The sequence below is a fragment of the Pseudomonas sp. UMAB-40 genome (assembly GCF_900095275.1).
Classification (GTDB): Bacteria; Pseudomonadota; Gammaproteobacteria; order Pseudomonadales; family Pseudomonadaceae; genus Aquipseudomonas; species Aquipseudomonas mandelii_B.
Window position 1 is genome coordinate 56,429 of the sequence record NZ_LT607572.1, and the last position, 23,279, is coordinate 79,707.

The 23,279-nt window shown below is 56.0% G+C and carries 23 protein-coding genes and 1 pseudogene; 15 read left to right on the forward strand and 9 right to left on the reverse strand.

The window, feature by feature from the left end:
• Positions 1-51: 51 nt before the first annotated feature.
• A complete protein-coding gene (gene rlmD, locus K0F88_RS26115) occupies positions 52-1,404 on the reverse strand; it encodes a 23S rRNA (uracil(1939)-C(5))-methyltransferase RlmD (protein WP_219097150.1) in 1,353 nt (450 codons plus the stop codon).
• On the reverse strand, positions 1,404-2,306 hold the full coding sequence (gene cysM / locus K0F88_RS26120) for a cysteine synthase CysM (RefSeq protein ID WP_219097151.1): 903 nt from the start codon (positions 2,304-2,306) through the stop codon (positions 1,404-1,406). The genes rlmD and cysM overlap by 1 nt, the downstream gene beginning before the upstream one ends.
• 348 nt (positions 2,307-2,654) lie before the next feature.
• On the opposite strand from cysM, the gene K0F88_RS26125 reads away from it, so the two are divergent.
• The 6 genes from K0F88_RS26125 (at position 2,655) to K0F88_RS26150 (ending at position 9,584) form a co-directional block, all read left to right on the forward strand.
• On the forward strand, positions 2,655-3,935 hold the full coding sequence (locus K0F88_RS26125) for an HlyD family secretion protein (protein WP_219097152.1): 1,281 nt from the start codon (positions 2,655-2,657) through the stop codon (positions 3,933-3,935).
• Between the two features lie 39 nt (positions 3,936-3,974).
• Positions 3,975-4,160: a response regulator transcription factor gene (locus tag K0F88_RS26130; RefSeq protein WP_219097153.1), complete on the forward strand. Its 186-nt coding sequence runs from the start codon at positions 3,975-3,977 to the stop codon at positions 4,158-4,160.
• Positions 4,161-4,629: 469 nt separating this feature from the next.
• A complete protein-coding gene (locus K0F88_RS26135; RefSeq protein WP_219097154.1) occupies positions 4,630-4,941 on the forward strand; it encodes a hypothetical protein in 312 nt (103 codons plus the stop codon).
• A 58-nt stretch (positions 4,942-4,999) separates the two neighbouring features.
• The gene (locus K0F88_RS26140) at positions 5,000-6,154 is read left to right on the forward strand and encodes a JmjC domain-containing protein (RefSeq protein ID WP_219097155.1); all 1,155 of its coding nucleotides are present in this window, start codon (positions 5,000-5,002) and stop codon (positions 6,152-6,154) included.
• Positions 6,155-6,186: 32 nt separating this feature from the next.
• Positions 6,187-8,274 carry a peptidase domain-containing ABC transporter gene (locus tag K0F88_RS26145; RefSeq protein WP_219097156.1) on the forward strand — a complete coding sequence of 696 codons (2,088 nt, stop codon included), beginning with the start codon at positions 6,187-6,189 and terminating at the stop codon, positions 8,272-8,274.
• Positions 8,271-9,584: a TolC family outer membrane protein gene (locus K0F88_RS26150; protein ID WP_219097157.1), complete on the forward strand. Its 1,314-nt coding sequence runs from the start codon at positions 8,271-8,273 to the stop codon at positions 9,582-9,584. Before K0F88_RS26145 ends, K0F88_RS26150 begins: the two co-directional genes overlap by 4 nt.
• A 21-nt stretch (positions 9,585-9,605) precedes the next feature.
• Here the strand turns inward: K0F88_RS26150 and K0F88_RS26155 are convergent.
• From K0F88_RS26155 to K0F88_RS26165, 3 genes and pseudogenes are all read right to left on the reverse strand, one after another.
• Positions 9,606-9,820: pseudogene (locus K0F88_RS26155) on the reverse strand (DUF1016 N-terminal domain-containing protein); the annotation flags it as partial.
• A gap of 218 nt (positions 9,821-10,038) precedes the next feature.
• Positions 10,039-11,457 carry a sensor histidine kinase gene (locus K0F88_RS26160; protein WP_219097158.1) on the reverse strand — a complete coding sequence of 473 codons (1,419 nt, stop codon included), beginning with the start codon at positions 11,455-11,457 and terminating at the stop codon, positions 10,039-10,041.
• Entirely contained in the window at positions 11,444-12,166 is a 723-nt protein-coding gene (locus tag K0F88_RS26165; protein WP_219097159.1) for a response regulator transcription factor, read from the reverse strand. The genes K0F88_RS26160 and K0F88_RS26165 overlap by 14 nt, the downstream gene beginning before the upstream one ends.
• 214 nt (positions 12,167-12,380) lie before the next feature.
• Here K0F88_RS26165 and K0F88_RS26170 point away from each other — a divergent pair, with 214 nt between their 5' ends.
• Entirely contained in the window at positions 12,381-15,134 is a 2,754-nt protein-coding gene (locus K0F88_RS26170) for a response regulator (RefSeq protein ID WP_219097160.1), read from the forward strand.
• Positions 15,135-15,251: 117 nt separating this feature from the next.
• Positions 15,252-16,241, forward strand: coding sequence for a 2-hydroxyacid dehydrogenase (locus K0F88_RS26175; protein WP_219097161.1), 990 nt, complete (start codon positions 15,252-15,254; stop codon positions 16,239-16,241).
• 5 nt (positions 16,242-16,246) lie between these two features.
• Here K0F88_RS26175 and K0F88_RS26180 read toward each other — a convergent pair whose 3' ends face one another.
• Entirely contained in the window at positions 16,247-16,648 is a 402-nt protein-coding gene (locus tag K0F88_RS26180) for a hypothetical protein (RefSeq protein WP_094471155.1), read from the reverse strand.
• Positions 16,649-16,782: 134 nt separating this feature from the next.
• On the opposite strand from K0F88_RS26180, the gene K0F88_RS26185 reads away from it, so the two are divergent.
• Both K0F88_RS26185 and K0F88_RS26190 read left to right on the forward strand, forming a co-directional pair.
• Positions 16,783-17,217: a hypothetical protein gene (locus tag K0F88_RS26185; RefSeq protein ID WP_010457109.1), complete on the forward strand. Its 435-nt coding sequence runs from the start codon at positions 16,783-16,785 to the stop codon at positions 17,215-17,217.
• Positions 17,217-17,621: an META domain-containing protein gene (locus tag K0F88_RS26190; RefSeq protein WP_010457111.1), complete on the forward strand. Its 405-nt coding sequence runs from the start codon at positions 17,217-17,219 to the stop codon at positions 17,619-17,621. Before K0F88_RS26185 ends, K0F88_RS26190 begins: the two co-directional genes overlap by 1 nt.
• A gap of 177 nt (positions 17,622-17,798) precedes the next feature.
• Here K0F88_RS26190 and K0F88_RS26195 read toward each other — a convergent pair whose 3' ends face one another.
• Entirely contained in the window at positions 17,799-18,266 is a 468-nt protein-coding gene (locus K0F88_RS26195) for a TlpA disulfide reductase family protein (RefSeq protein ID WP_219097162.1), read from the reverse strand.
• Between the two features lie 114 nt (positions 18,267-18,380).
• Here K0F88_RS26195 and arsC point away from each other — a divergent pair, with 114 nt between their 5' ends.
• From arsC to K0F88_RS26210, 3 genes are read left to right on the forward strand one after another with little or no spacing between them, the layout of a single operon-like run.
• Positions 18,381-18,734 carry an arsenate reductase (glutaredoxin) gene (arsC, locus tag K0F88_RS26200; protein WP_192411056.1) on the forward strand — a complete coding sequence of 118 codons (354 nt, stop codon included), beginning with the start codon at positions 18,381-18,383 and terminating at the stop codon, positions 18,732-18,734.
• Positions 18,731-19,327 (forward strand): NAD(P)H:quinone oxidoreductase, encoded by a 597-nt coding sequence (wrbA, locus tag K0F88_RS26205; RefSeq protein WP_219097163.1) that lies wholly within the window; start codon positions 18,731-18,733, stop codon positions 19,325-19,327. The genes arsC and wrbA overlap by 4 nt, the downstream gene beginning before the upstream one ends.
• A 1-nt stretch (position 19,328) precedes the next feature.
• Positions 19,329-19,754, forward strand: a complete 426-nt coding sequence (locus K0F88_RS26210) for a DUF2069 domain-containing protein (RefSeq protein ID WP_219097164.1) — start codon at positions 19,329-19,331, stop codon at positions 19,752-19,754.
• A 129-nt stretch (positions 19,755-19,883) separates the two neighbouring features.
• On the opposite strand, the gene K0F88_RS26215 is transcribed toward K0F88_RS26210, so the two are convergent.
• Together K0F88_RS26215 and ttcA are read right to left on the reverse strand one after the other, a co-directional pair.
• Positions 19,884-20,558: a DNA-3-methyladenine glycosylase I gene (locus K0F88_RS26215; RefSeq protein WP_219097165.1), complete on the reverse strand. Its 675-nt coding sequence runs from the start codon at positions 20,556-20,558 to the stop codon at positions 19,884-19,886.
• Positions 20,559-20,692: 134 nt separating this feature from the next.
• Positions 20,693-21,517: a tRNA 2-thiocytidine(32) synthetase TtcA gene (ttcA, locus tag K0F88_RS26220; protein WP_219097166.1), complete on the reverse strand. Its 825-nt coding sequence runs from the start codon at positions 21,515-21,517 to the stop codon at positions 20,693-20,695.
• A 439-nt stretch (positions 21,518-21,956) separates the two neighbouring features.
• On the opposite strand from ttcA, the gene K0F88_RS26225 reads away from it, so the two are divergent.
• Positions 21,957-22,559 (forward strand): Yip1 family protein, encoded by a 603-nt coding sequence (locus K0F88_RS26225; RefSeq protein WP_010457124.1) that lies wholly within the window; start codon positions 21,957-21,959, stop codon positions 22,557-22,559.
• Between the two features lie 155 nt (positions 22,560-22,714).
• Complete coding sequence (locus tag K0F88_RS26230; RefSeq protein ID WP_219097167.1) at positions 22,715-23,209, forward strand: SprT family zinc-dependent metalloprotease; 495 nt, start codon at positions 22,715-22,717, stop codon at positions 23,207-23,209.
• The last annotated feature ends 70 nt before the right edge of the window (positions 23,210-23,279 follow it).

Below are 23,279 nucleotides of genomic sequence, written 5' to 3' on the forward strand. Positions count from 1 at the left end.
GGGGCTACTGCAAGAGCTGCACGGGCGGCCAGTCGGACCAGACGAGCCGTCCTAGCTCGCTTCAAATAACGCCATGGCCTCGACATGTGCCGTCTGAGGAAACATATCGAGAATCCCGGCACGTTTTAACCGGTAGCCCTGCTTGATCAATTCGACTGTATCGCGCGCCAGCGTTGCCGGGTTGCACGATACGTACACCAACCGTTTGGCGCCCAGGGACGCCAGCTTGCGCACGACCTCGAAAGCACCGTCACGCGGTGGGTCCAAGAGTACCGCACAAAAGCCTTCGCGCGCCCATTCGGCATCAGTCAAAGGCTGGGATAAATCGGCCTGAAAAAACTTCGCATTATGAAGATTGTTGCTAGCAGCGTTCGCGGCTGCTCGCTCGACCATTGCCTGCACACCTTCCACCGCCACCACTTCGCGAACAACCTTGGCCAACGGCAATGCAAAGTTACCCAAACCACAGAATAGATCGAGAACCCGCTCTTCCGATGTCGGCTTCAACCAGTTCAGCGCCTGGGCAATCATCGCTTCGTTGACCCCGGCATTGACCTGGATGAAATCGCCCGGCCGGTATGCCAGGTTCAGATCCCACGCTTCAAGGCGATACCCCAGTGACTGATCGACCTCGACCGGTTGCGGTTCGCCGTCACCGTGCAGCCACAACTGGGCTTCATGGAACGCGCAAAAATCCTTGAGGATGGTCAGGTCCGCATCGGACAACGGCGCCATGTGCCGCAGCAAAACCGCCAATGACGATCCGGCGAACAATTCCACATGGCCGAGCGCCTGAGGTTTGCTCAAGCGTCGAAGCATTTCCGGCAAGCGGGTCATGATCGGCTGCAAGGGCGGGACCAGTACCGGGCATTCGTTGATGGCCACGATGTCCTGACTGCCCGCGGCGCGGAAACCGACTTCGAGTTTTTTCGCCTTCATGTCCCAACGTACCGCCACTCGGGCGCGACGGCGGTAACCGAACTCCGGACCGATCAACGGCGCTGCCCACTCTTGGGGTTCGACCCCGGCAACCTTGGACAGTTGCTCGGCGAGCATGCGCTGTTTCAGGGCGAGTTGCTCGGTGTGCGGCAGATGTTGCACGCTGCAACCGCCGCAACGACCGGCATGCGGACACGGTGCCGGACGACGCAATTCGCTGGCCTGGAACACCCGTTCGGTGCGCGCCTCGACCACTTTGCCGTGGGCGCCCAACACGCGCGCCTCGATTTCTTCACCGGCCAATGCGCCGATGACGAACCAGGTGCGACCTTCGAAAAACGCGATACCGCGACCGTCATTGGCCAGGCGCTCGATGCTCAAGCGCTGCTTTTTGCCGGTCGGAATTTGCGGGGCCTTGCTGCCACCGGTGGGTTGGAAGCGCAGGCCTCTCTCTTGCTTGGCCATCAGTTGGGCGCGTCGAAAATGCCGGTCGACAAGTAACGGTCGCCACGGTCGCAGATGATCGCGACGATCACCGCGTTTTCAACTTCTTTGGACAGGCGCAGCATGGCTGCCACCGCACCGCCCGAGGACACGCCACAGAAGATGCCTTCTTCGCGGGCCAGACGACGGGTCACGTCTTCGGCTTCGCTTTGCGCCATGTCGACGATCCGGTCGACGCGCTCGGCCTGGTAGATTTTCGGCAGGTATTCCTGCGGCCAGCGACGGATGCCCGGAATCGCCGAGCCTTCCATCGGTTGCAGGCCGATGATCTGCACGTTGTCGTTCTGCTCTTTCAAGTAGCGCGACACGCCCATGATGGTGCCGGTGGTGCCCATCGAACTGACGAAATGAGTGAGGGTGCCCTCGGTCTGGCGCCAGATTTCCGGGCCGGTGGTGGTGTAGTGCGCTTCGGGATTATCGCCGTTGGCGAACTGATCCAGCACCTTGCCACGGCCTTCGGCTTCCATTCGCTGAGCGAGGTCGCGTGCGCCTTCCATGCCTTCTTCCTGGGTGACCAGGATCAGCTCGGCGCCATAGGCCGTCATCGCGGCTTTACGTTCGGCGCTGGAGTTGTCCGGCATGATCAGGATCATCTTGTAACCCTTGATCGCGGCAGCCATGGCCAGCGCGATACCGGTGTTACCCGAAGTCGCTTCGATCAGCGTATCGCCGGCGTGGATCTGCCCACGCAATTCAGCGCGGGTAATCATCGACAGCGCCGGCCGGTCCTTGACCGAACCCGCCGGGTTATTCCCCTCGAGCTTGAGCAAAAGGGTATTGCTGGTGGCGCCTGGCAGGCGCTGCAAACGGACCAGCGGGGTGTTGCCGACGCAATCGGCGATGGTTGGGTACTGCAAGGTCATGGCGTATTCGCAATCCAGACTGCGGGGGCGCCTATCATACCGGCAAACGTTCGCAGGCCATATCACGCAAAGTGTGGTGCTTATGGCTTATGGGAATAAGGCCGATTGGATCAGCGATTCCTATCAGAGGCAGGCGGCGTCCTACAGCAAAAACGCGCTAATGGCGTAGGAAAAGAGTTGCTATTCAAAACGTCTCGCTCTTAGGAGACGCGTTTATCGGACATTTCACTCAGATTTTAACGACTAAATGAACTGGGCAGTAAAGGGCTTCATCGATAGCCTTTGTACTGCGCTCACGCTCAACAGCGTGATGCAGCAAACCGTAAACCTCCTGAAGACCAAAAAACGATGTCCGATGCTTTAGCTTTATTTCGCTCTGAAGCCGTTAATGCAAAGACCAAGCAACGCTTCGGCAGCGTACTGATCCATCAGCCTTGGGGTTATGGCGTGGCGTCCGTTCTGGCTGGAACATTAATACTGGTGGTCATGATCTATTCTTATTTTGGGACGTATACCCGTAAAGCGACCGTGGGTGGTTTGCTCATCCCTGAGCAGGGCATGTTACGCCTGACTTCTCCTACTACAGGGCTGCTCACTGAAGTTTTTGCTCACGAAGGCCAAACCGTAGGCGCCAGTGAAGACTTGTTAGTAATTTCCGGTGAACGCGTCAGTGGAACCGGCAGTACGCAACAGTTGATATCGGCAGAGCTCACCCAGCGCTTACTGGTACTGGAACGTAATCGCACATCCGCAAATGATCGCATCACAGGACAAGTTCGCCTACTTGACAGTCGACTCGTCACGATTAACGGAGAGCTGGGTCAGTATCGAGAAGAGATACGCCTGATCGCTCGACGTGTAGATTTATCCAAGATTCAACATCAGCGACTAAAAGACCTGTTGGCGGCTGGATTCATTTCTGTCGCCCAGTATCAACAAGAGGAAGGAGAACTTCTCGCATTACTTGGACAACAGCAAAGTATTCAGAGAGCTTGCGCTAGTCTCAATCGCGAACACATGGAATTGCAAATGCAGCGTCAGGAGGCCGAGTTACGGCATCGCAACGAAATTGCCGAGATAGACAAAGGTATCTCACTAGTTAGACAGGAACAGGCTGAAAACGACATCCGCAGCAAGCAAGTTATCTCTGCGCCATTTGCCGGAACTATAACCGGATTAAATATTCAAGTTGGCCAGCAAGTCACAGCCGGGACACTTCTTGCCAGCCTCATCCCCCAAGATGCTGACCTTATAGCTCATCTATATGTAGCCTCACGAAAGATGGGTTTCATAGAAAAGGGCCAGACAGTACTCATCCGATACTCCGCATATCCCTATCAAAAATTCGGTATGGCACGAGGTCGAATTATCGATCTGGCGAAAAGCCCTTATGCGGTTCAGGAACTACCAACACACATTGCAAGCGTTGTTCATGAAACAACCCTGCCAACCGAACTCTTCTACCGCGCAACCGTCAAGCTCGATTCTCAGACAATTAATCTATACGGCAACTTACACCCACTACAGGCCGGCATGTTGCTTGTGGCTGATATCGTGCAAGACAAACGCCGACTCTATGAATGGGCCCTGGAGCCGATCTATTCAATCACTGGAAAACGCTCGCATTGAATCTGTCTTTAATCACGAACAGCCTGGAGCAACACCTAATTGACTAACAGGGAAAAAGAAATCCTGCATTTACTTCTACAAGGAAAGACAAACAAACAAATCGCTCGGGAGCTTGGGATAAGCGACTTTACAGTGCGTGATTACGCATCCTCAATCTTTCATCAACATGGGGTTAATTCTAGAGTTGAGCTATTGGCAAAAAAAATGAAAAATCCAAATATTTAAGCCATACCCTACACATGTAGGGTTCCATCACCAAACCGTCAAAGCAATACTCTTACACAGACCTACCACAACAAAACCAAACATACTTTAAAGCTCAAGCCGATAGACCGCAATCCGACTTCTCACCGACTAAAAAACAACCATATAGGTAATATACAATAAAGAGAACGCAACCTCATGACCAAGCAAAATCTTGTTGATAACATCGAAGAGATGAGTATACATATATTTGGCATACGCTTTATGGATGGCACAGTCTCTGACGCCCTTACCCCATCTATTGTCGTCGCCATTGTATTTCTTCTCTACTACTGTTTTTTTAAACTACTACGCATGCGATGGGGGATACAGAGAAGTCTAGCAATCACCATACTGACAGCCTACATAGTCCCACTAATAGCATATTTAACAATAAAGCATATTCTCCCCACCATCTCAAAATAGATAAATAGAATAATGGAGCTCAATCATGAAAGAACTTTCTATAGATGATTTAGAATTTGTTTCCGGTGCCGTAGGGCCACCCGGTGCCTTAATTGGTGGTGTTACAGCAGCTGCTGGATATGTAGGAAACTCCATGGCAACCGGAGGAGGTAATGTTGAAGGACTTATTGGAGCTACCGTGACCGGCGCAGTCGGAGGTTTTATCTTAGGGCCCGCAGGTTTAGGGGCGGGTCAAATAGCAGCATCAACCGCTGTTGGCGCCCACGTTGGTTATTACAGTGGAATGCTAGGCGGCCAGATTCAAAACGCTTTCACTGCCGGGACAAATTACAACTAATACTTGCTGCTAAAAAACCATCTAAACAAACAATTAAAACGCATTTGAGGTCTATCGGATGAGCATCACTTTCAACATATCTCCTGGTGATTTCGCCGAGCAATATCAGGAAAAAAAGCCACTATTAATAAAAAGCGCAGTTGCTAAAACCTATTTTCCTTGGCAAGAGGCTAATGAAGTATATAACAACAGTGACGTCGCATCCGAAGACCTCAAGTTATTTCTGAATGGCTTGATACCCAAACACGAATACATTGAAAGATACTTAGAAGTCGGAACGTTGAGACATAGACTTGTCAAACCGAATGTATATGAGTATTTAAAAAATGGCGCTACATTAATCGCTAACAAAATCAAGCACTCTGCAAAAGCCGAACAACTCTCAAGACAAGTAGCAGCATTTACTGGAAGACAGGTAGTTAATAGTGCTTACGTGGCACTAGGTGAAAGGGAGTCTTCTCCCTGCCACTGGGATACCCGTGATGTGTTTGCAATCCAATTGATTGGTCGCAAGCGCTGGATAATTTACAAGCCTTCAATGGAGTCGCCCATATTTACTCAACAAAGCAAAGACTACAAAGATCAGCATCCCTGCCCATCAGATCCTTACATGGACATTATCTTGGAAGCGGGAGATATTTTATATATTCCACGCGGCTGGTGGCATAACCCACTGCCATTGGGAGAGCCAACTTTCCATTTATCCGTGGGGACATTTCCTGCCTTGGCTGTAGATTATCTATCTTGGCTGTTCACACATATTGGAAATTACGCAGACTCACGAAAATCTCTCAATAATTGGCAACAGGACACTCAAACTCTCGCCTCCGTAGGTAATCATATTAATGAATTAATAAACAACCCTGAAAACTATTGCCGTTTCATGGATGAGTTCACTGGCGCCACTCGCATAGATTCGCCATTAGCTCTGGAACTTTTTGGAAACCCTAGTGCTAGCGCACTACCCGAGCACCTTGGAATTCGGATTTGTGCAATCTGTCACCCAGGGTTAGACAGTGGTTATATTATTGCTAATGGCACTCGACTAAATCTCGACCAGAAGAGTTTAAAGATAATTCAACATATAGCAGATTCACCTGGATCCAACATTTTTGAACTAAGAGGAAAACTTCCAGAAATCCCTTCCGATGAACTTATGGCAATAATTACCGAACTATGCCGGCAAGACATATTAGAAATATTCGATCACTGATTGAAGTTTTTATTTTTAGAGCACGCTAAACTATGCGAGTAACTTTACAAACAGAAAGGCCGGAGTGCGGACTCGCCTGCCTAGTCATGATCGCGGCATTCCATGGATTGCATTTGGACTTAGCAAATATTCGCAGACGCTTCTCCATTTCCCTAAAAGGAACAAACTTAGCTCAACTTATGCGCTACGCCCATTCACTAAACTTCTCGCCTCGCCCACTGCGCTTGGAATTGGACGAAGTATTTAAGTTGAAAACCCCATGCATCTTGCACTGGGACCTTGATCACTTCGTAGTATTGGAAAAATTAAAAGGAAAAAAACTAATACTGCTAGATCCTGCTTTTGGTCGAAAAACCATGACAATAGCAGAGTCATCACAACATTTTACCGGAGTAGCATTAGAGTTAACGCCCAATGCAGTTTTTAAACCCGAGCCTCTGAAACCTCGGATTCGCCTAAGTTATTTCACTAAACATATTGTCGGATTAAAGCGTGCGTTGGCCAACATTTTTGTCCTTGCATTAGGAATAGAAATGGTTGCACTGCTAGCTCCGCAAGTAACTCAGTGGGTGGTAGATGGCGCTTTGGTATCGGCGGATCACGATCTATTGCTACTAGCAGCTATTGGTGGCTGCCTGTTAATGGTGACTAGTTTCGTGTTGAAAATGGCGCAAGGATGGATGGGACTGCGCCTGAGTCAACAATTAGCAATCCAACTCTCGGGGAATTTATTCAGTCATATGTTACGCCTCCCTTGGGCGTATTTTGAAAAGCGTCAACTTGGAGATATTGCAGCTCGCTTTCAATCGCTTTCCGCTATTCGCAACGTTTTGACCAACAGTGCAATTACGGCGACCCTCGACGGGGTGGTCACATTGATTACTCTGACCATGATGTTTCTATACAGCACGACACTAACAGCGATAGTTTTAACCGCGCTAGCCTTTTACTGCATATTAAGAATTGTATTTTACTTCCCCTTGCGCAATGCTTCTGAAGAACGCATCGCGTTAAGCGCACGGGAAAACTCGTACTTTTTGGAAACTATAAGAGCAGTTTTACCTCTCAAGCTATTCAATGGCACTACATTGCGTCTGGCAACTTGGCAAAATCTGATTATCGACGTTCAAAACAGAGACATAACAACACAGAAGCTATTATTGATGTTTGCCAGTCTTAACACTCTGATATTTGGACTGGAAGGAATGTTACTTCTATATGTCGGAGGAGTGGCCGTACTACACGGCGCGCTATCGCTAGGTATGCTACTGGCCTTCATTGCCTACAAGGGGCAATTCACAGGACGTGCAAGCAAACTAATAGATCTGAGCATCGAAATCCGGATGCTTTCGCTCCATACCGATCGACTAGCAGACATTGCGCTAGAAGTACCAGAGCCGAACGAAACAACTGAAACGGATCTTGATCGTATAGAACCAAGTATTGAATTCAGAGAAATTTCTTTCAGATACGCGCCAAATGAACCATGGGTAATTAAAAATCTTTCACTCATGGTCCACGCAGGAGACTCAGTTGCTATAGTTGGCCGTTCTGGCTGCGGAAAAACAACATTATTCAAATTATTACTTGGTTTACTTACACCGACAGAAGGGGAGATTTTGATCGGAGGAATACCAACGCGTCAACTCGGAAGTTTGGCTTGTCGAAATCTGGTCGGATCAGTGATGCAAGATGATCAATTGCTGGCTGGCTCATTAGCTGAAAACATATGTTGTTTCGAACCTCACTTCTGCCAGAAGCGCATGAAAGAAGCAGCCAAATTTGCAGATATCGACAAAATCATAGACAGTATGCCTATGGGCTACCAGACATTGGTATCTGAGTTGGGAGCGGGACTTTCCGGAGGAGAGAAACAGAGGATTTTAATAGCGCGAGCCTTATATCGAAACCCCAAAATACTTGCTTTGGATGAAGCCACTAGCCATCTCGATTTACACAGTGAACAGAATATAACTAAGGCATTAGACGAAATGCCGACGACTCGAGTATTTATTGCTCACCGTCATGAAACACTTGCTTTCGCTAAGCGTCTTGTTCGCTTAGATAATGGGGCGCTCGTGGAGGACGTCTGTCTCGATAGAACAAAGGATCACGTGTGAAGAGCGAAAATGTTGTCTTGGGTGCAATAACGTTGCTAGGTACGATAGCAGCTCAGGCCACCGACTTTGACCTTCTGCAAATCTATCGTCAAGCATTACTTCATGATGCCCATTACTCTGCGGCAAAAGCCCAACTACGCGCGGGATATGAACGCTCAACACAAGGTAAAGCTGGGCTTTTTCCTCATGTATCGCTTGATGCCCAGATTCATTGGGTGGAAACAGACTACCAAATCCCGAACGGTAACATCCAACACAAAAGGCAAAATCGTAGTTACGGTATACAGCTAATACAGCCAGTCTTTCGGCGGCAGAATTGGATTCAGTTTCAGCAGGGAGAACTTCAACATTTACAAGCGCGAGTTCAGTTCGAACGCGCGGTGCAGGATTTGTTGCTGCGGGTTGTTCAAGCCTACTTTGAGATCCTAAATGCAACTGACGTACTAGAGGCGGTTCGGGATCTGCGAACTGCGGATGCTGAACAACTGGAGAGCGCCAAAAAAATGTTTGAAATTGGAAACGTCAGCATTATCGATGTGCATGAAGCTCAAGCGAGTTTCGATCGAAGTATGGGGCAGTTTATAAAAGCTAGAAGTGATCTTGATCTAGCTCAATTCACCTTATTTCGAATCACTGGTCAGAATCCCAGCACATTGAAAGGCTTGCACGACAGCGTGGTACTTTCACCTCCGCAGCCATTTGAGCTCGACACATGGGTAGCGGCGGCTCAGCGGGATAATCTTGATGTACAAGCTCAAGAGCTTCTCCTGGATATTGCTGGTAACGAAGTACGTATCCGAAAGGCTGAACACCTGCCGACCGTTGATCTAGTTATCAGTCAAAACATGCAGCAAAACCCTAATGCTAATACCACTCGCACTGACTCATCTAGTATCGGGCTGCGTATGAACATACCACTTTATAGTGGAGGCCGACTTGGCTCTGCTACTCGGCAAGCGTTGGCTATCCAGGAGCAAACCGAGTTTGAACTGGATGATGCACGCCGTGCGGCTACTCTAGCAGCCAGACAGGCTTGGTCGGGGGTAGTGGATGGAATGGCACAGGTTAAGGCACTGGAGGCTGCGAAGTCGTCCGCACATTTGGCGCTGGACTCCAATCACATCGGCTACAAGGTAGGCATGCGAGTTGGTATCGATGTATTGGGGGCTCAGGGCAAACTGAGTGACATCGTTCAACAGTTGTCTCGCGCCCGTTATGACACTTTGATGGCTAAGCTACAGCTCAAGGCCGCGGCCGGGACCTTAAGTGAAGTTGATATTACTGAAATCAACGCATTGTTGAGTGGATAAAAACACGAACTTTTACGGACTTTGAAATTCAAGAGTCAACCACTTTTCCTGGACTGCCATACACACATAGAAGCCCCTCTCTTCCGGGTGTTTGCTCCGACTGAAGATGATCACGTTATGTATTAGGATAATTGTCGCACCAGTGGTGCGACTTTCTTTTCAGCATGGTAGATCTCATAGAGTTGGCGCATCCGGAACAAATTCGACCGGACAAACCCGCGCATTCCTGATTGAGTCTGAACCGATGATGGGAACGGCAAATTAGAACGGTAGTAATAGGTAGGGCTTCTTCGTCGGAACACCACCGGAGCAAGCTCGCTCCTAAAGGGGAGAGTTGTTTATTCAGTTTGTAGGCTAAATGTCTCACCAGTGGTGAGACTTTCTCTTCAGCAAGGTAGAGGGTAATGACCGAAAGGGATTTCATTGAAACAGCAACGTTGCTCCATCAATTGTGTCAGCAGCGCTGACACTTTTTCATCGGATGGTAAGGTCTCATCGCGATGGCGTCGTCACTAGCGCCATCAACACCCGCCAACAACCGCATATTCAACCGCAACCCCACCTCAGTGTTCTCAGCCCAAAGCGTCCCACCCTGGCGCTGCACCGCATTCCTGGCAATGCTCAATCCCAACCCGAATCCGCCATCCCCCGGTCGCGAGCCGTCGAGTCGAATGAACGGGCAGAAGATGCGCTCCAGATCCGCCTCAGCCACCCCGCCGCCTTCGTCTTCCAGCCACAGATGCCAGAAGTCGCCCTCACGTTGCCCGCCGAAACGAACGATGCCGGCACTCGGCGAATGACGAATGGCATTGCGCAGAATGTTTTCCAGCGCTTGGGCCAAGGTGTTGAGATTGCCGCGAACCCAGCACGACGAATCCACCAGACACTGCAACTGGCTTGCTGGCCAGCCGCTTTCATAGCAGGCGTTTTCCGTGAGCATTTCCCACAGCGCCTGGACCTGGATCGCTTCGTCGGGCAACGGTGTGCGCTCGGTGTCGAGCCAGGCCAGTTGCAGGGTGTCTTCTACCAGCCGCTGCATGCCATCGACTTCTCGACCAATGCGCTCGCGCAATTGCACCAGCCCCTGTTCGCTTTCGCTGGCGACCCGCAGACGGCTCAGCGGCGTGCGCAGTTCGTGGGACAAGTCGCGCAGCAATTGCTGCTGCAGGGCGACGGTGCTTTGCAAACGCTCGGACATGTGATCGAACGCCCTGCCCAGTTCGCCAAGTTCATCCGAACGATTGGTGGTTCTGCTCGACAAGCGCACGTTCAACTGGTCGGCACGCCAGGCATTGGCCTGTTCGCGCAGTTGGTTCAACGGCACGACCAGCAATCGATAAAGACCGACGCACAATAAAAGGGTGAACAGGCCGGGGATCACGCCGTTGGTGATCACGCGCCAGAACACCCGGTATTGGCCGGGCATGAAGCGCTGGGGCAGTTCGATCACCAGGTTGCCGGCGTAGGGGTTGCCGGGGAACGGCACGCGCAGCCACGGCAGGTTTTTCTTGTGAATAGGCCAATCCAGGCCACGCAGAAAAGTCAGTCGCTCGATTTCCTTGTCCGTGAGCGGCTGGCTGCTCAGGGATTGCAAATCGCCGCCGATGACGCCAACCCAGCCGGTTTCACGCTGTTTCATACCTTGCAGCCAGGCATCGACGCCCGCGCTCTGCCCTTGGCGCCACGCCTGTTCGGCCTCGGCGGCATACCCCGTCAGCGTGCCTCGGGCCTCGTTCGACAGAAACTGGTTTCGCTGCTCCATGTAGCGACCCCAGGACCAGCTCAGCCAGATCATCAGCAGACAGAACGCCACCAGCAGACACGCCAGCTTCCAGAACAGCGAGTGCCGGCCCGGCAGGTCAGACCATTTCATCGCCGGCACTCAACACGTAACCCTTGCCCCAGACAGTACGCACTTCCCGCTCGGTGTAGCCGATGCCTTTGAGTTTGCGGCGAATCTGACTGATGTGCATGTCGAGGCTGCGGTCATGGGCGGCAAAACCGCGTTGCAACACGTGCTGATAAAGGAAAGCTTTGCTCAGCACTTCATCGCCATTGCGATTCAGCGTGTCCAGCAATCGATACTCACTGCGGGTCAGGCCGGCGGCGTGTTCGCCATAGAAAACCTCACTGAGCTCGTCGTCGAAACGCAGGCTGTCGACCGTGGACGCCGCCACTGCCGGCTCCGGCCGACGGTCGAGTGCCACCCGGCGCAGGATCGCTTCGATGCGCACGCGCAACTCGGCCATGCTGAAGGGTTTGGGCAGGTAATCATCGGCCCCCAGGCGAAAACCGCTGATGCGATCCGCCTCCGCGCCCAGCGCCGACATCAGCACCACCGGGGTCGAATGGCTCTGGCGCAATTGCGTCAGCACGTTCAACCCGTTCAGCCCTGGCAGCAAAATGTCCATCAGCACCACGTCGAAGGGCTGCTGGCGGGCAATGTCCAGGCCTTCCTGCCCGTTCTGGCACCAGGTCACCTGAAAACCGCAACGGCCCAAATGCTCGTGCACATAAGCGCCGAGCACGAGATCGTCTTCAATGGACAGAATGCGGGGATGGCCAACAGAGATGGGAGTCATTAGTATCTGCAAATAATTCTCAGTTGGCGATTATTCAAGATTGCCTGACGATGGGCAACCCAAGGTTTGCCCGTGGCGCAAAAGAGGCGATCCGGCCGACGAATGACGACATCAATTTTACGAAGATTGCCTGCCTGCAAATCGCTACACTGGCCCGGTGGCGCGTGCCGGACGCACGTGCAGGTCAATCAATAGCTGGATGCAGGAGAGATGCGTGCTCAAGAAACTGGGAATTAAAGGCCGCGTGCTGTTGCTGACCCTGTTGCCGACCAGCCTGATGGCGCTGGTCCTGGGCGGCTATTTCACCTGGATGCAGCAATCCGACCTGCAAACCCAACTGATGCAGCGCGGCGAGATGATCGCCGAACAGCTCGCGCCCTTGGTGGCCCCAGCCATGGGTCACAAAGACAACGAGTTGCTGGAGCGTATCGCCACCCAGTCGCTGGAAACACCGGACGTGCGCGCCGTGACCTTCCTCGCCCCCGACCGCACGCCCGTGGCCCACGCCGGCCCGACCATGCTCAACCCGGCGCCGATGGGCAGTGGCTCGCAGATGCTGCGCCGCAGTGGCAACGATGCGACGCGTTATCTGCTGCCGGTATTCGGCAAGCACCGCAACCTCGCCGGCGACTTGATACCTGATGAATCCGACCGCCTGCTGGGCTGGGTCGAACTCGAACTGTCCCACAGCGGCATGCTGCTGCGCGGTTACCGCAGTCTGTTCGCCAGCCTGCTGCTGATCGGCGCGGGCCTGGCGGGTGCGGCGCTGCTTGCCTTGCGCATGGGCCGGACCATCAATCGGCCGATCAGCCAGATCAAACTGGCGGTGGCCCAACTCAAGGACGGCCATCTGGAAACCCGCCTGCCGCCCCTCGGCAGTCAGGAACTGGATGAGCTCGCGTCCGGCATCAACCGCATGGCCGGCACGTTGCAAAACGCTCAGGAAGAGTTGCAGAACAGTGTCGACCAGGCCACCGAAGACGTGCGCCAGAACCTGGAGACTATCGAGATCCAGAACATCGAACTGGACCTGGCGCGCAAGGAAGCCCTGGAAGCGAGCCGGATCAAATCCGAGTTCCTGGCCAACATGAGCCATGAAATCCGCACCCCGCTCAATGGCATTCTCGGCTTCACGCACCTGCTGCAAAAAAGCGAACTGACACCGCGTCAGCTCGACTATCTGGGCACCATCGAAAAGTCCGCCGACAGTCTGCTGGGGATCATCAACGAGATCCTCGACTTCTCGAAAATCGAGGCCGGCAAACTGGTGCTCGACAATATTCCGTTCAACCTGCGCGACCTGCTGCAAGACACCCTGACCATCCTTGCCCCGGCCGCCCATGCCAAACAGCTTGAGCTGGTGAGTCTGGTTTATCGCGACACGCCGTTGTCGCTGGTGGGCGATCCGCTGCGACTCAAGCAGATCCTCACCAACCTGGTGAGCAACGCGATCAAGTTCACCCGCGAAGGCACCATCGTCGCCCGGGCCATGCTCGAAGAAGAACACGAAGACAGCGTGCAACTGCGCATCAGCATTCAGGACACCGGCATCGGTTTGTCGAGCCAGGACGTGCGCGCCCTGTTCCAGGCGTTCAGCCAGGCTGATAACTCGCTGTCCCGCCAGCCAGGTGGCACCGGTTTGGGGCTGGTGATTTCCAAGCGTCTGATCGAACAGATGGGCGGCGAGATCGGCGTCGACAGCACGCCGGGCGAAGGTTCGGAATTCTGGATCAGCCTCAGCCTGCCCAAGACCCGCGACGACGCCGAAGACCTGCCCGGCCCGCCGCTGCTCGGGCGCCGCGTGGCGGTGCTGGAAAACCATGAACTGGCCCGTCAGGCCTTGCAGCATCAGCTGGAAGATTGCGGCTTGGTCGTGACGCCGTTCAATACCCTGGAAAGCCTGGCCAATGGCGTGACCGGCGCGCATCAGACCGATCAGGCGATCGATCTGGCGGTGCTCGGCATCACCAGCAACGACATGCCACCGGAGCGTCTCAACCAGCACATCTGGGACCTCGAACACCTGGGCTGCAAGGTGCTGGTGCTGTGCCCGACCACCGAACAGACGCTGTTCCACCTCTCGGTGCCCAACCCGCACAGTCAGCTTCAAGCCAAGCCGGCCTGCACCCGCAAGTTGCGTCGGGCGTTGTCCGATCTGGTCAACCCGCGCCAGCAGCGCAGCGAACCCGGCGAACCGGTATCGAGCCGCGCACCGAAGGTGCTGTGCGTCGACGACAACCCGGCCAACTTGCTGCTGGTGCAAACCCTGCTCGAAGACATGGGCGCCAAGGTGCTCGCGGTGGAAAGCGGTTACGCGGCAGTCAAAGCCGTGCAAAGCGAGACGTTTGACCTGGTGTTGATGGACGTGCAAATGCCCGGCATGGACGGGCGTCAAAGCACCGAGGCGATTCGTCAGTGGGAAAGCGAGCGGCATTGCACGCCGCTGCCGATCGTCGCCCTCACCGCCCACGCCATGGCCAACGAAAAACGCGCCCTGCTGCAAAGCGGCATGGACGACTACCTGACCAAACCGATCAGCGAGCGGCAACTGGCTCAGGTGGTGTTGAAGTGGACCGGCCTGGCGTTGCGCAATCACGGACCGGAGCGTTCCAGCGACAGCCATGGCGGCGCCCATGAACTGCAGGTGCTCGACCACGACGAAGGCTTGCGCCTGGCCGCGGGCAAGGCCGATCTGGCCGCGGACATGCTGGCGATGTTGCTGGCCTCCCTGGAAGCCGATCGCGAGGCCATTCGCCTGGCCCGGGAAACCAATGACAACAACGCCTTGATCGAGCGCGTCCACCGCCTGCACGGCGCGACTCGTTACTGCGGTGTCCCGCAATTGCGTGCTGCCTGCCAGCGCAGCGAAACCCTGCTCAAGCAACAGGACCCCAAAGCTCCCGGCGCCCTGGAAGAACTCGATCGGGCGATCAACCGCCTGGCCGCCCATGCCCGGATAAACGCTTGATGCAGCGCAATGGCGCCGGCCAGCATCGGCGCTAAGCTCACCGATCCCTGTAGCAGCCGGACGCAGGCTTCGCCAGCTGCTACATAAAAGCGTGATCGCGTTTTTCAGGAGGACCGTATGCGCACGATTCTTTTCAGCAGCCAGACCTACGACCGCGACAGTTTTCTCGGCACCGAGCTGCCCGCCGGTATCGAGTTGCACTTTCAATCGGCGCGGCTGAGCGTCGATACGGTGGCGCTGGCGGAGCATCACGAAGTGGTCTGCGCGTTCATCAATGATGACTTGAGCGCTCCGGTGCTGGAACGCCTGGCAGCGGGCGGCACGCGCTTGATCGCCCTGCGCTCGGCTGGTTACAACCATGTCGACCTGACGGCGGCGAAGCTATTGGGGCTGTCGATTGTGCGGGTTCCGGCGTACTCGCCGCACGCGGTGGCCGAACACGCGGTGGCGCTGATCCTGGCGCTCAACCGACATCTGCATCGGGCCTACAACCGCACCCGCGAAGGGGATTTCAGCCTCCACGGCCTGACCGGTTTCGACTTGGTGGGCAAGACGGTCGGCGTGGTCGGTACCGGGCAGATCGGCGCGACCTTCGCGAAAATCATGCACGGTTTCGGTTGCCTGTTGCTGGCCTACGACCCCTACCCCAATCCGCAGGTCGAAGCCCTCGGCGCCCGCTACCTGAGCTTGCCCGAGCTGCTGGCCGAATCGCAGATCATCAGCCTGCACTGCCCGCTCAATGAGCAGAGCAAACACTTGATCAACCGTGAATCACTGGCGCACCTGCAGCCCGGCGCGATGTTGATCAACACCGGACGCGGCGGCCTGGTGGACACGCCGGCGCTGATCGACGCGTTGAAGGACGGCCAATTGGGTTACTTGGGGCTGGATGTCTATGAAGAGGAGGCGCAACTGTTTTTCGAAGACCGTTCCGACCTGCCGCTGCAGGACGATGTGCTGGCGCGGCTGCTGACTTTTCCGAACGTGATCATCACCGCGCACCAGGCCTTCCTCACCCGCGAAGCCCTGGACGCGATTGCCACGACCACCCTGCAGAACATCGCGGCCTGGGCCGCTGGCGCGCCGCAGAATCAGGTCGAAGGCTGAGCCGATCAGGCCTTGGACAAGAGGATCATCAGGCCCAGCCAGCCGAACCCCAGCAAGCGTTGCCCCAGCGAATGCCCGCGACGCAGCAGGAACCAGACAAAAAACGGCGGCAGAAAGAAAATCATCAGCTTCAGCCACAGTTCCACCGGACGCACGCCGTTGGAGGCAGGCATCGGTGCCGCCACCTCGGCTTCGACTGCGGTTTTTCGTTTACGTCCGAACGCGGCCGGGGTCACCCTGGCCACCTTCTCATCGGCCGGCAAACGCCCGAAAGAAAGGGGTGCCTGTGCCGGCGTTGCCGTCGAAGTGGCCGCTTGCACCGTTCCCGCCGGTGCACCGCAATGAATGCAAGCAGGCGCCGTGGAGCTGATGCTTTGCTTGCACTCATAACATTCGATTAACGCCATGTCCGTTCCTTAGAGATGCAAAAGCGGCAGTGTGCCATGAGTCGGTCGGTCATTTGAACCAGATCGAAGGTCATCTGCCCGCGCCATGCTGCGAGCAGGCCCGTGATAGCATACCGCGCATATTTGGAGGACCCATGGTCGAACACGATTTCCGCTACAGCCTGATGAACCCGCAACACACCCTCACCGAATGCCGCGCCCTTGTGCCGGGGCGTTATCAAGTCACCGGCAACGGCGGCTCGATTCGTAATAACGACGTGCTGGTCGTGACCCTCAAAGGTGCCAAGGACCTGTCCATGCGCCTGACCGTGGAAACGGTTCGCCATTTGATCAACCCGCCCGGCCAATGGGTCGCGGTGGCCAGTGGTCCGGTGTTCGGCGAATTGGCGATCCACACCTGGAAAGTCAACTGCGACAGCTGCGCCAAAGAGCTGAGCTTTGAGTTTGCAGTGGACGCCAAACTGGGTAACAAGGCTGAAAAACCTGCCGCCACTGCGCGGATTGCCGAGCTGGGCTGGACCACCGTTGGCGAGAAGCACCTGTGCCCGACATGCCAGGAGCCCGCGTGATGAAACGCCTCGCCCTGACCGCCCTGGTCGGTGCCAGCCTGCTGGGCTGCGCCGCCGAGCCGGTGAAATTGCAACAAAACCGCAGCTACATCCTGGAATGGATCGGCGAACGTCCGCTGATGGATTACAGCCACCTGACCATCACCCTCGGTGAAGACGGCCGGGCCTACGGCAATGGCGGCTGCAACCACTGGTTTGCGCCGTACACGCTGGAAGGCGACAAGCTGAGTTTCGGCAAGATCGGCAGCACCCGCAAAATGTGCGCGCCAGCCGTGATGGAGCAGGAAAAGCGCTTCATGCAGGCCCTGGAAAATGTGCAGCGCTGGGACGTTTCGCCGATCGAGCAGATGCGCTTCTGGCCCGCCGAAGGCAAGCCGTTGCGTTGGTGGCTTGAAGAGGGTTGATAACCCCGAGCTGTGGCCAAGTGAATACCTGTGGCGAGGGAGCTTGCTCCCGCTGGGCTGCGCAGCAGCCCTAAAACCCGTCACCTCGGTTCATCAGGAACACCGTTTGTACCGGTTTTGCGACTGCTGCGCAGCCCAGCGGGAGCAAGCTCCCTCGCCACAAGAGCTTCTGTGCAATCACTTGAGCGCTTGCAACGCCTCAAGCTTGGCCATCACCCCCGCCGCGGTCTGCTCGCCCATCAACTGCTCACGTACCTTGCCCTTGTTATCGATGATGTAGGTCACCGGCAACGCTTCGCTGCGAGGCAACTCGAAAAGATCCGCCGGGTCCGACGCCAGCACGGTGAACTTGATCCCCAGCTTCTCGCTGGCGCTTTTCAGCTCTTCCCCCTGCACATTGTCGAAATTGACCCCGAACACACCAATCTTCTTGTCCTTCAGCTGATCGGCCAACCCATTCAGCTCCGGGATCTCGGTGCGGCACGGGCCACACCATTCGGCCCAGTAGTTGAGCACCACCCATTGGTTGTCCAGACGTTCGGCGGCGACTTTCTGGCCGTTCTGGTCGATACCATAGTCGTTGCCACAGCCCCCCAGCATCAACGCACCGATGATCGCCAATGCTGCTGCCAGTCGTCTTGTCATGTCGTAATCCTTGTTCAAAATTGAATGCGCCTGCGACCCATCGCCTCCCGAGGTTCTGGATTACGCGCTGCACAGTTAGAATAGCCGCCACCTTACGCAAGATGCGACCCGCACATGACCGATCTGACGCTTTATCACAACCCGCGCTGCTCGAAATCCCGCGGTGCGCTCGAACTGCTGGAAGCCCGTGGCCTGACACCAACCGTGGTCCGTTACCTGGACACCCCGCTGGACGCCGCGCAAATCCAGAGCCTGCTGACCAAACTGGGCATCAGCGCCCGGCAACTGCTGCGCACCGGCGAGGACGAGTACAAGACTCTCAATCTGGCCGACAGCAGCCTGAGCGAGGCGCAATTGATCGCTGCCATCGCCGCCCATCCGAAACTCATGGAGCGACCGATTCTCGAAGTCGGCGACAAAGCCATCATCGGCCGTCCGCCGGAGAACGTGCTGGAGTTGCTGCCGTGAGCGCGCCGTACATTCTGGTTCTGTATTACAGCCGTAGCGGCTCGACCAATGAAATGGCCCGGCAGATTGCCCGTGGTGTCGAGCAGGCCGGGATGGAAGCGCGCCTGCGCACGGTGCCGCCGATCTCTACCGAATGCGAAGCCGTGTCGCCGGACATCCCCGACGAAGGCGCGCTGTACGCCAGCCTCGACGACTTGAAGCACTGCGCGGGTCTGGCCATGGGCAGTCCGACCCGTTTCGGCAATATGGCGGCGCCGCTCAAGTACTTCCTCGACGGCACCAGCAATCTTTGGCTGACCGGCGCCCTGGTGGGCAAACCGGCCGGAGTGTTCACCTCCACCGCGAGCCTGCACGGCGGTCAGGAAACCACGCTGCTGTCGATGATGTTGCCGTTGTTGCACCACGGCATGCTGATCACCGGCCTGCCGTATAGCGAATCGGCGCTGCTGGAAACCCGTGGCGGCGGCACGCCTTACGGTGCCAGCCATCACGCCGGGGCCGATGGCAAACAGGGTTTGAATGAACACGAAGTGGCGCTGTGCCGAGCCTTGGGCCTGCGCTTGGCGAAGACTGCGCAAAAACTGGGGAACTGACGTGGCGAAAAAGCCGAAGATTCTGCCCTCGATCGAATGGCTCGAACCGCGGGTGCGGGCGATGCGCGCGATCAGCCTGCTGTGCTTTTTCGGGCTGGTGGGGCTGCTGTGCGCCTACTACCTGGTGTTTGCCGACCTGCACGGCGCCCGGCCGTGGGTGATTTTGCTGATTGAACTGGTGCCCCTGCTATTGCTCGCACCGGGGATGGTCATCGGCAGCGCGCGCGGGCATTCGTGGATGTGTTTTGTGGTGAATCTGTATTTCATCAAGGGCGCACTGGCCGCGTATGACCCCAACCGGCAGCTGTTTGGTTTGCTGGAAATGGGCGCGAGCCTGGCGGTGTTCTGTTCGGCGCTGTTGTATGTGCGGTGGCGGTTTCAGTTGAATCGTAAACTGGCTGGCGAGGGCGAAATCTCCGCTGCCTGACACACCTCCATCGCGGGCGAGTCGAATCGTCGCACCGCCGCTCCCACAGGTTTTTGAGTTGATCACACAATTGTGTTTCAACAGAGATCCTGTGAGAGCGGGCTTGCCTGCGATGGAGTCAACTCGGTCTCAATGATTGACGGTATAGGCCAGCATCATCGAAATCTGGCTCATCGCCCGCCCGCCACTCTGTTCATGCCACTGGTTGAACACATCCTGCACCAACGCCAGGTCTCGCTGGCTGGTCGGCACCTTGTCGACGATCTTCTGCGCGTTCAGCCCCGCGACCACGTCGTAACTCGGTACGAACGTGTCCTTGCCGACCATGCGCAAGAAACGCGGCGCCGACAACCCGCCCAATTGGTGGCCGCGCTTTTTCAGGTACGTCCACAGCCCGACGATGTCCGTCACCGGCCAATCGGCAATCAATGCGCCGAAGCTGCCCTTCTCCTGCGCCACGTCCAGCACGAACTGCGCATTGCGCGGCACGCTCTTGAGCTTGCCCAGGTGACGGATGATCCGCGCGTCCTGCATCAGACGCTCAAGGTGTTCGGCGCTCATCAGCACCACCTTTTCCGGGTCGAACTTGAAGAACACTTCTTCGAACGACGGCCACTTGGCGTCCACCAGGCTGTGCTTGAGCCCGGCGCGAAACACCCGCAGCGCCATGGTCGAGAGGTAGCGGTCGTCGCTGATCTTGCGCAATTGCGCCGGGGTCTTGGGAACGGGCAGATGGGCTTCCAGTTCAGCTGCTGAACCGAAGCGGTTCAGACAGTATTCGTGCAGCCACTTGTAATCGCGCATGCCCTCTCCTGAGGAGTAAGTGAATAGACCCATGTGGGAGCAAGCCTGCTGGCGATGGCAGTGGGTCAGTCAACCATGAGGTGTCTGACCCACCGCCATCGCCAGCAGGCTGGCTGGCTCCCGCAGTGATTTTTTTAGAGGTTGACGACGTTGACGAACCGCGACGCGGCCGTTTCGTCGATCTTGAGGCTGGTGAAGTCGAACAGGTTGCGGTCCGCCAGTTGCGACGGCTGTACATTTTGCAAGCTGCGGAAAATGCTTTCGGTACGGCCCGGGGTCTTGCGTTCCCACTCTTGCAGCATGTCCTTGACCACCTGGCGTTGCAGGTTTTCCTGGGAGCCGCAGAGGTTGCACGGGATGATCGGGAATTGCTTGAAGTCCGAGTAGGCCTGAATGTCTTTCTCGTTGCAGTAGGCCAGCGGACGGATCACCACGTTGCGGCCGTCGTCGGCGCGCAGCTTTGGCGGCATGGCCTTGAGCGAACCGTTGAAGAACATGTTGAGGAAGAACGTCTCGACGATGTCGTCGCGGTGGTGACCGAGGGCCATTTTGGTCGCGCCGATTTCGTCGGCGAAGGTGTAGAGCGTGCCGCGACGCAGGCGCGAGCACAGCGAGCAGGTGGTCTTGCCTTCCGGGATCAGTTCCTTGACTACCGAGTAGGTGTCTTTCTCAACGATGTGATACTCGATGCCCAACTCTTTCAGGTAGGCCGGCAGCACGTGCTCAGGGAAGCCGGGCTGTTTCTGGTCCATGTTCACGGCCACGATCTCGAACTGGATCGGAGCGACCTTCTGCAAGTGCAAAAGCACGTCGAGCAGGGTGTAGCTGTCCTTGCCACCGGACAGGCAGACCATGACCTTGTCGCCGTCTTCAATCATGTTGAAATCGGCAACAGCCTCACCCGCCTGACGGCGAAGACGCTTTTGCAGTTTGTTCTGGTTGACCGTAAGAGTGCCCATGACGCGAAATCCGTGAGGTGTGACGAAAGGCCGGCATTTTACGCAAAAACCCATCATCGGCGAAGTGCCTGGCGACTGCACTTTATCTGAGCTGAGCATACCCCTGTGGCGAGGGAGCTTGCTCCCGTTGGGTCGCGCAGCGGCCCCAAAACCATCCCGTCCCATTGTGTCAGACAAATCCCGTCGACCGTTTTTGCGACTGCTGCGCAGCCGAACGGGAGCAAGCTCCCTCGCCACATAGGTCGCGCAAGACCCTGCGGCGATTAACAGCGGGGTTTACAGCGCGATTTGCTCTAACGCCCTCGCACCTGTGCCGGTAAGACCTTTCTATACTGCGACATAAGGTCGCATACATATCCAGACCTATTACTTACTTGGCCACTTAGGCCTGTAGGCGCTCCACTGGGGGGCGACGGTAAAAACAAGAGGAGTGACTGGCATGATCCATCACGTAGTGGGGCTCTTCACCCACCCCGACCAGGAATGGAAAGAAATCCGTGGCGACCAAGAGGAAAGCATCAGCCACATGTACCTGACTCACACGCTGATTCTGGCGGCAATTCCCGCTGTGTCGGCGTTTATCGGCACCACTCAGGTCGGTTGGGTCATCGGCAATCGAGCGCCGGTCATGTTGACCCAGGAAAGCGCGCTATGGATGACGATCATGTCGTACCTGGCGATGCTCGGCGGCGTCGCGGTCATGGGCGCATTCATCCACTGGATGGCCCGTACCTATGACGCCAATCCAAGTCTGGCCCGCTGCGTCGCATTTGCGACCTACACCGCGACCCCGCTGTTCATCGGCGGTCTGGCGGCGCTGTACCCACACATGTGGCTGGGGATGATCGTCGGGACGGCGGCCATCTGCTACACGGTGTACTTGCTGTATGTGGGGCTACCCACTTTCATGAACATTCCATCAGACGAGGGCTTTTTGTTTTCAAGTTCGGTACTTGCCGTAGGCCTGGTGGTGCTGGTCGCCATCATGGCGTTTACAGTGATTGTCTGGGGACTCGGCGTGGGGCCGGTCTATACCAATTAGCAACACACCACCCAAAAACAAGATCTGCCAACACAGGCCGCCGCAAGGCGGCCTTCTAATGTAAGGAGCAATGACCATTCGGCGCCTCGGCGCCTCGGCGATTCGCAAGGCCCCGGCGTTGCGGCATACTCGACGTCTCTGGAGATCCATCAAGCATGCCCGAGCAACTCAATTCCCGCGTCGAAGACTGTTACCAACTAGCTGAATCCTTTTTCAAACGACCTTTCAAACGCCCCGTGGTGAGCCTCAAGCTGCGCGGTCAAAAAGCCGGTGTCGCGCATTTGCACGAGAACCTGCTGCGTTTCAATCCGCAGCTGTACCGGGAAAACACTGAAGACTTCCTCAAGCAGACCGTGGCCCACGAGGTCGCGCACTTGATCGCCCATCAACTGTTCGGCGACCGCATCCAGCCACATGGCGAAGAGTGGCAATTGATCATGCGCGGCGTATACGAGCTGCCGCCCAATCGCTGCCACACCTACGACGTTAAACGCCGCAGCGTGACGCGCTACATCTACAAATGCCCGTGCGTCGACAGCGATTTCCCGTTTTCGGCCCAGCGCCATGGCCTGGTGCGACAGGGGCGGCGGTATTTGTGCCGGCGGTGCCGGAGCACGTTGGTGTTTAGTGGGGAGATGCGGGTCGAGTAATCTGGATGTGTGCTGTCTGGTCTGGCCTCATCGCGGGCAAGCCCGCTCCCACAGGTATTTGCTTCGAACA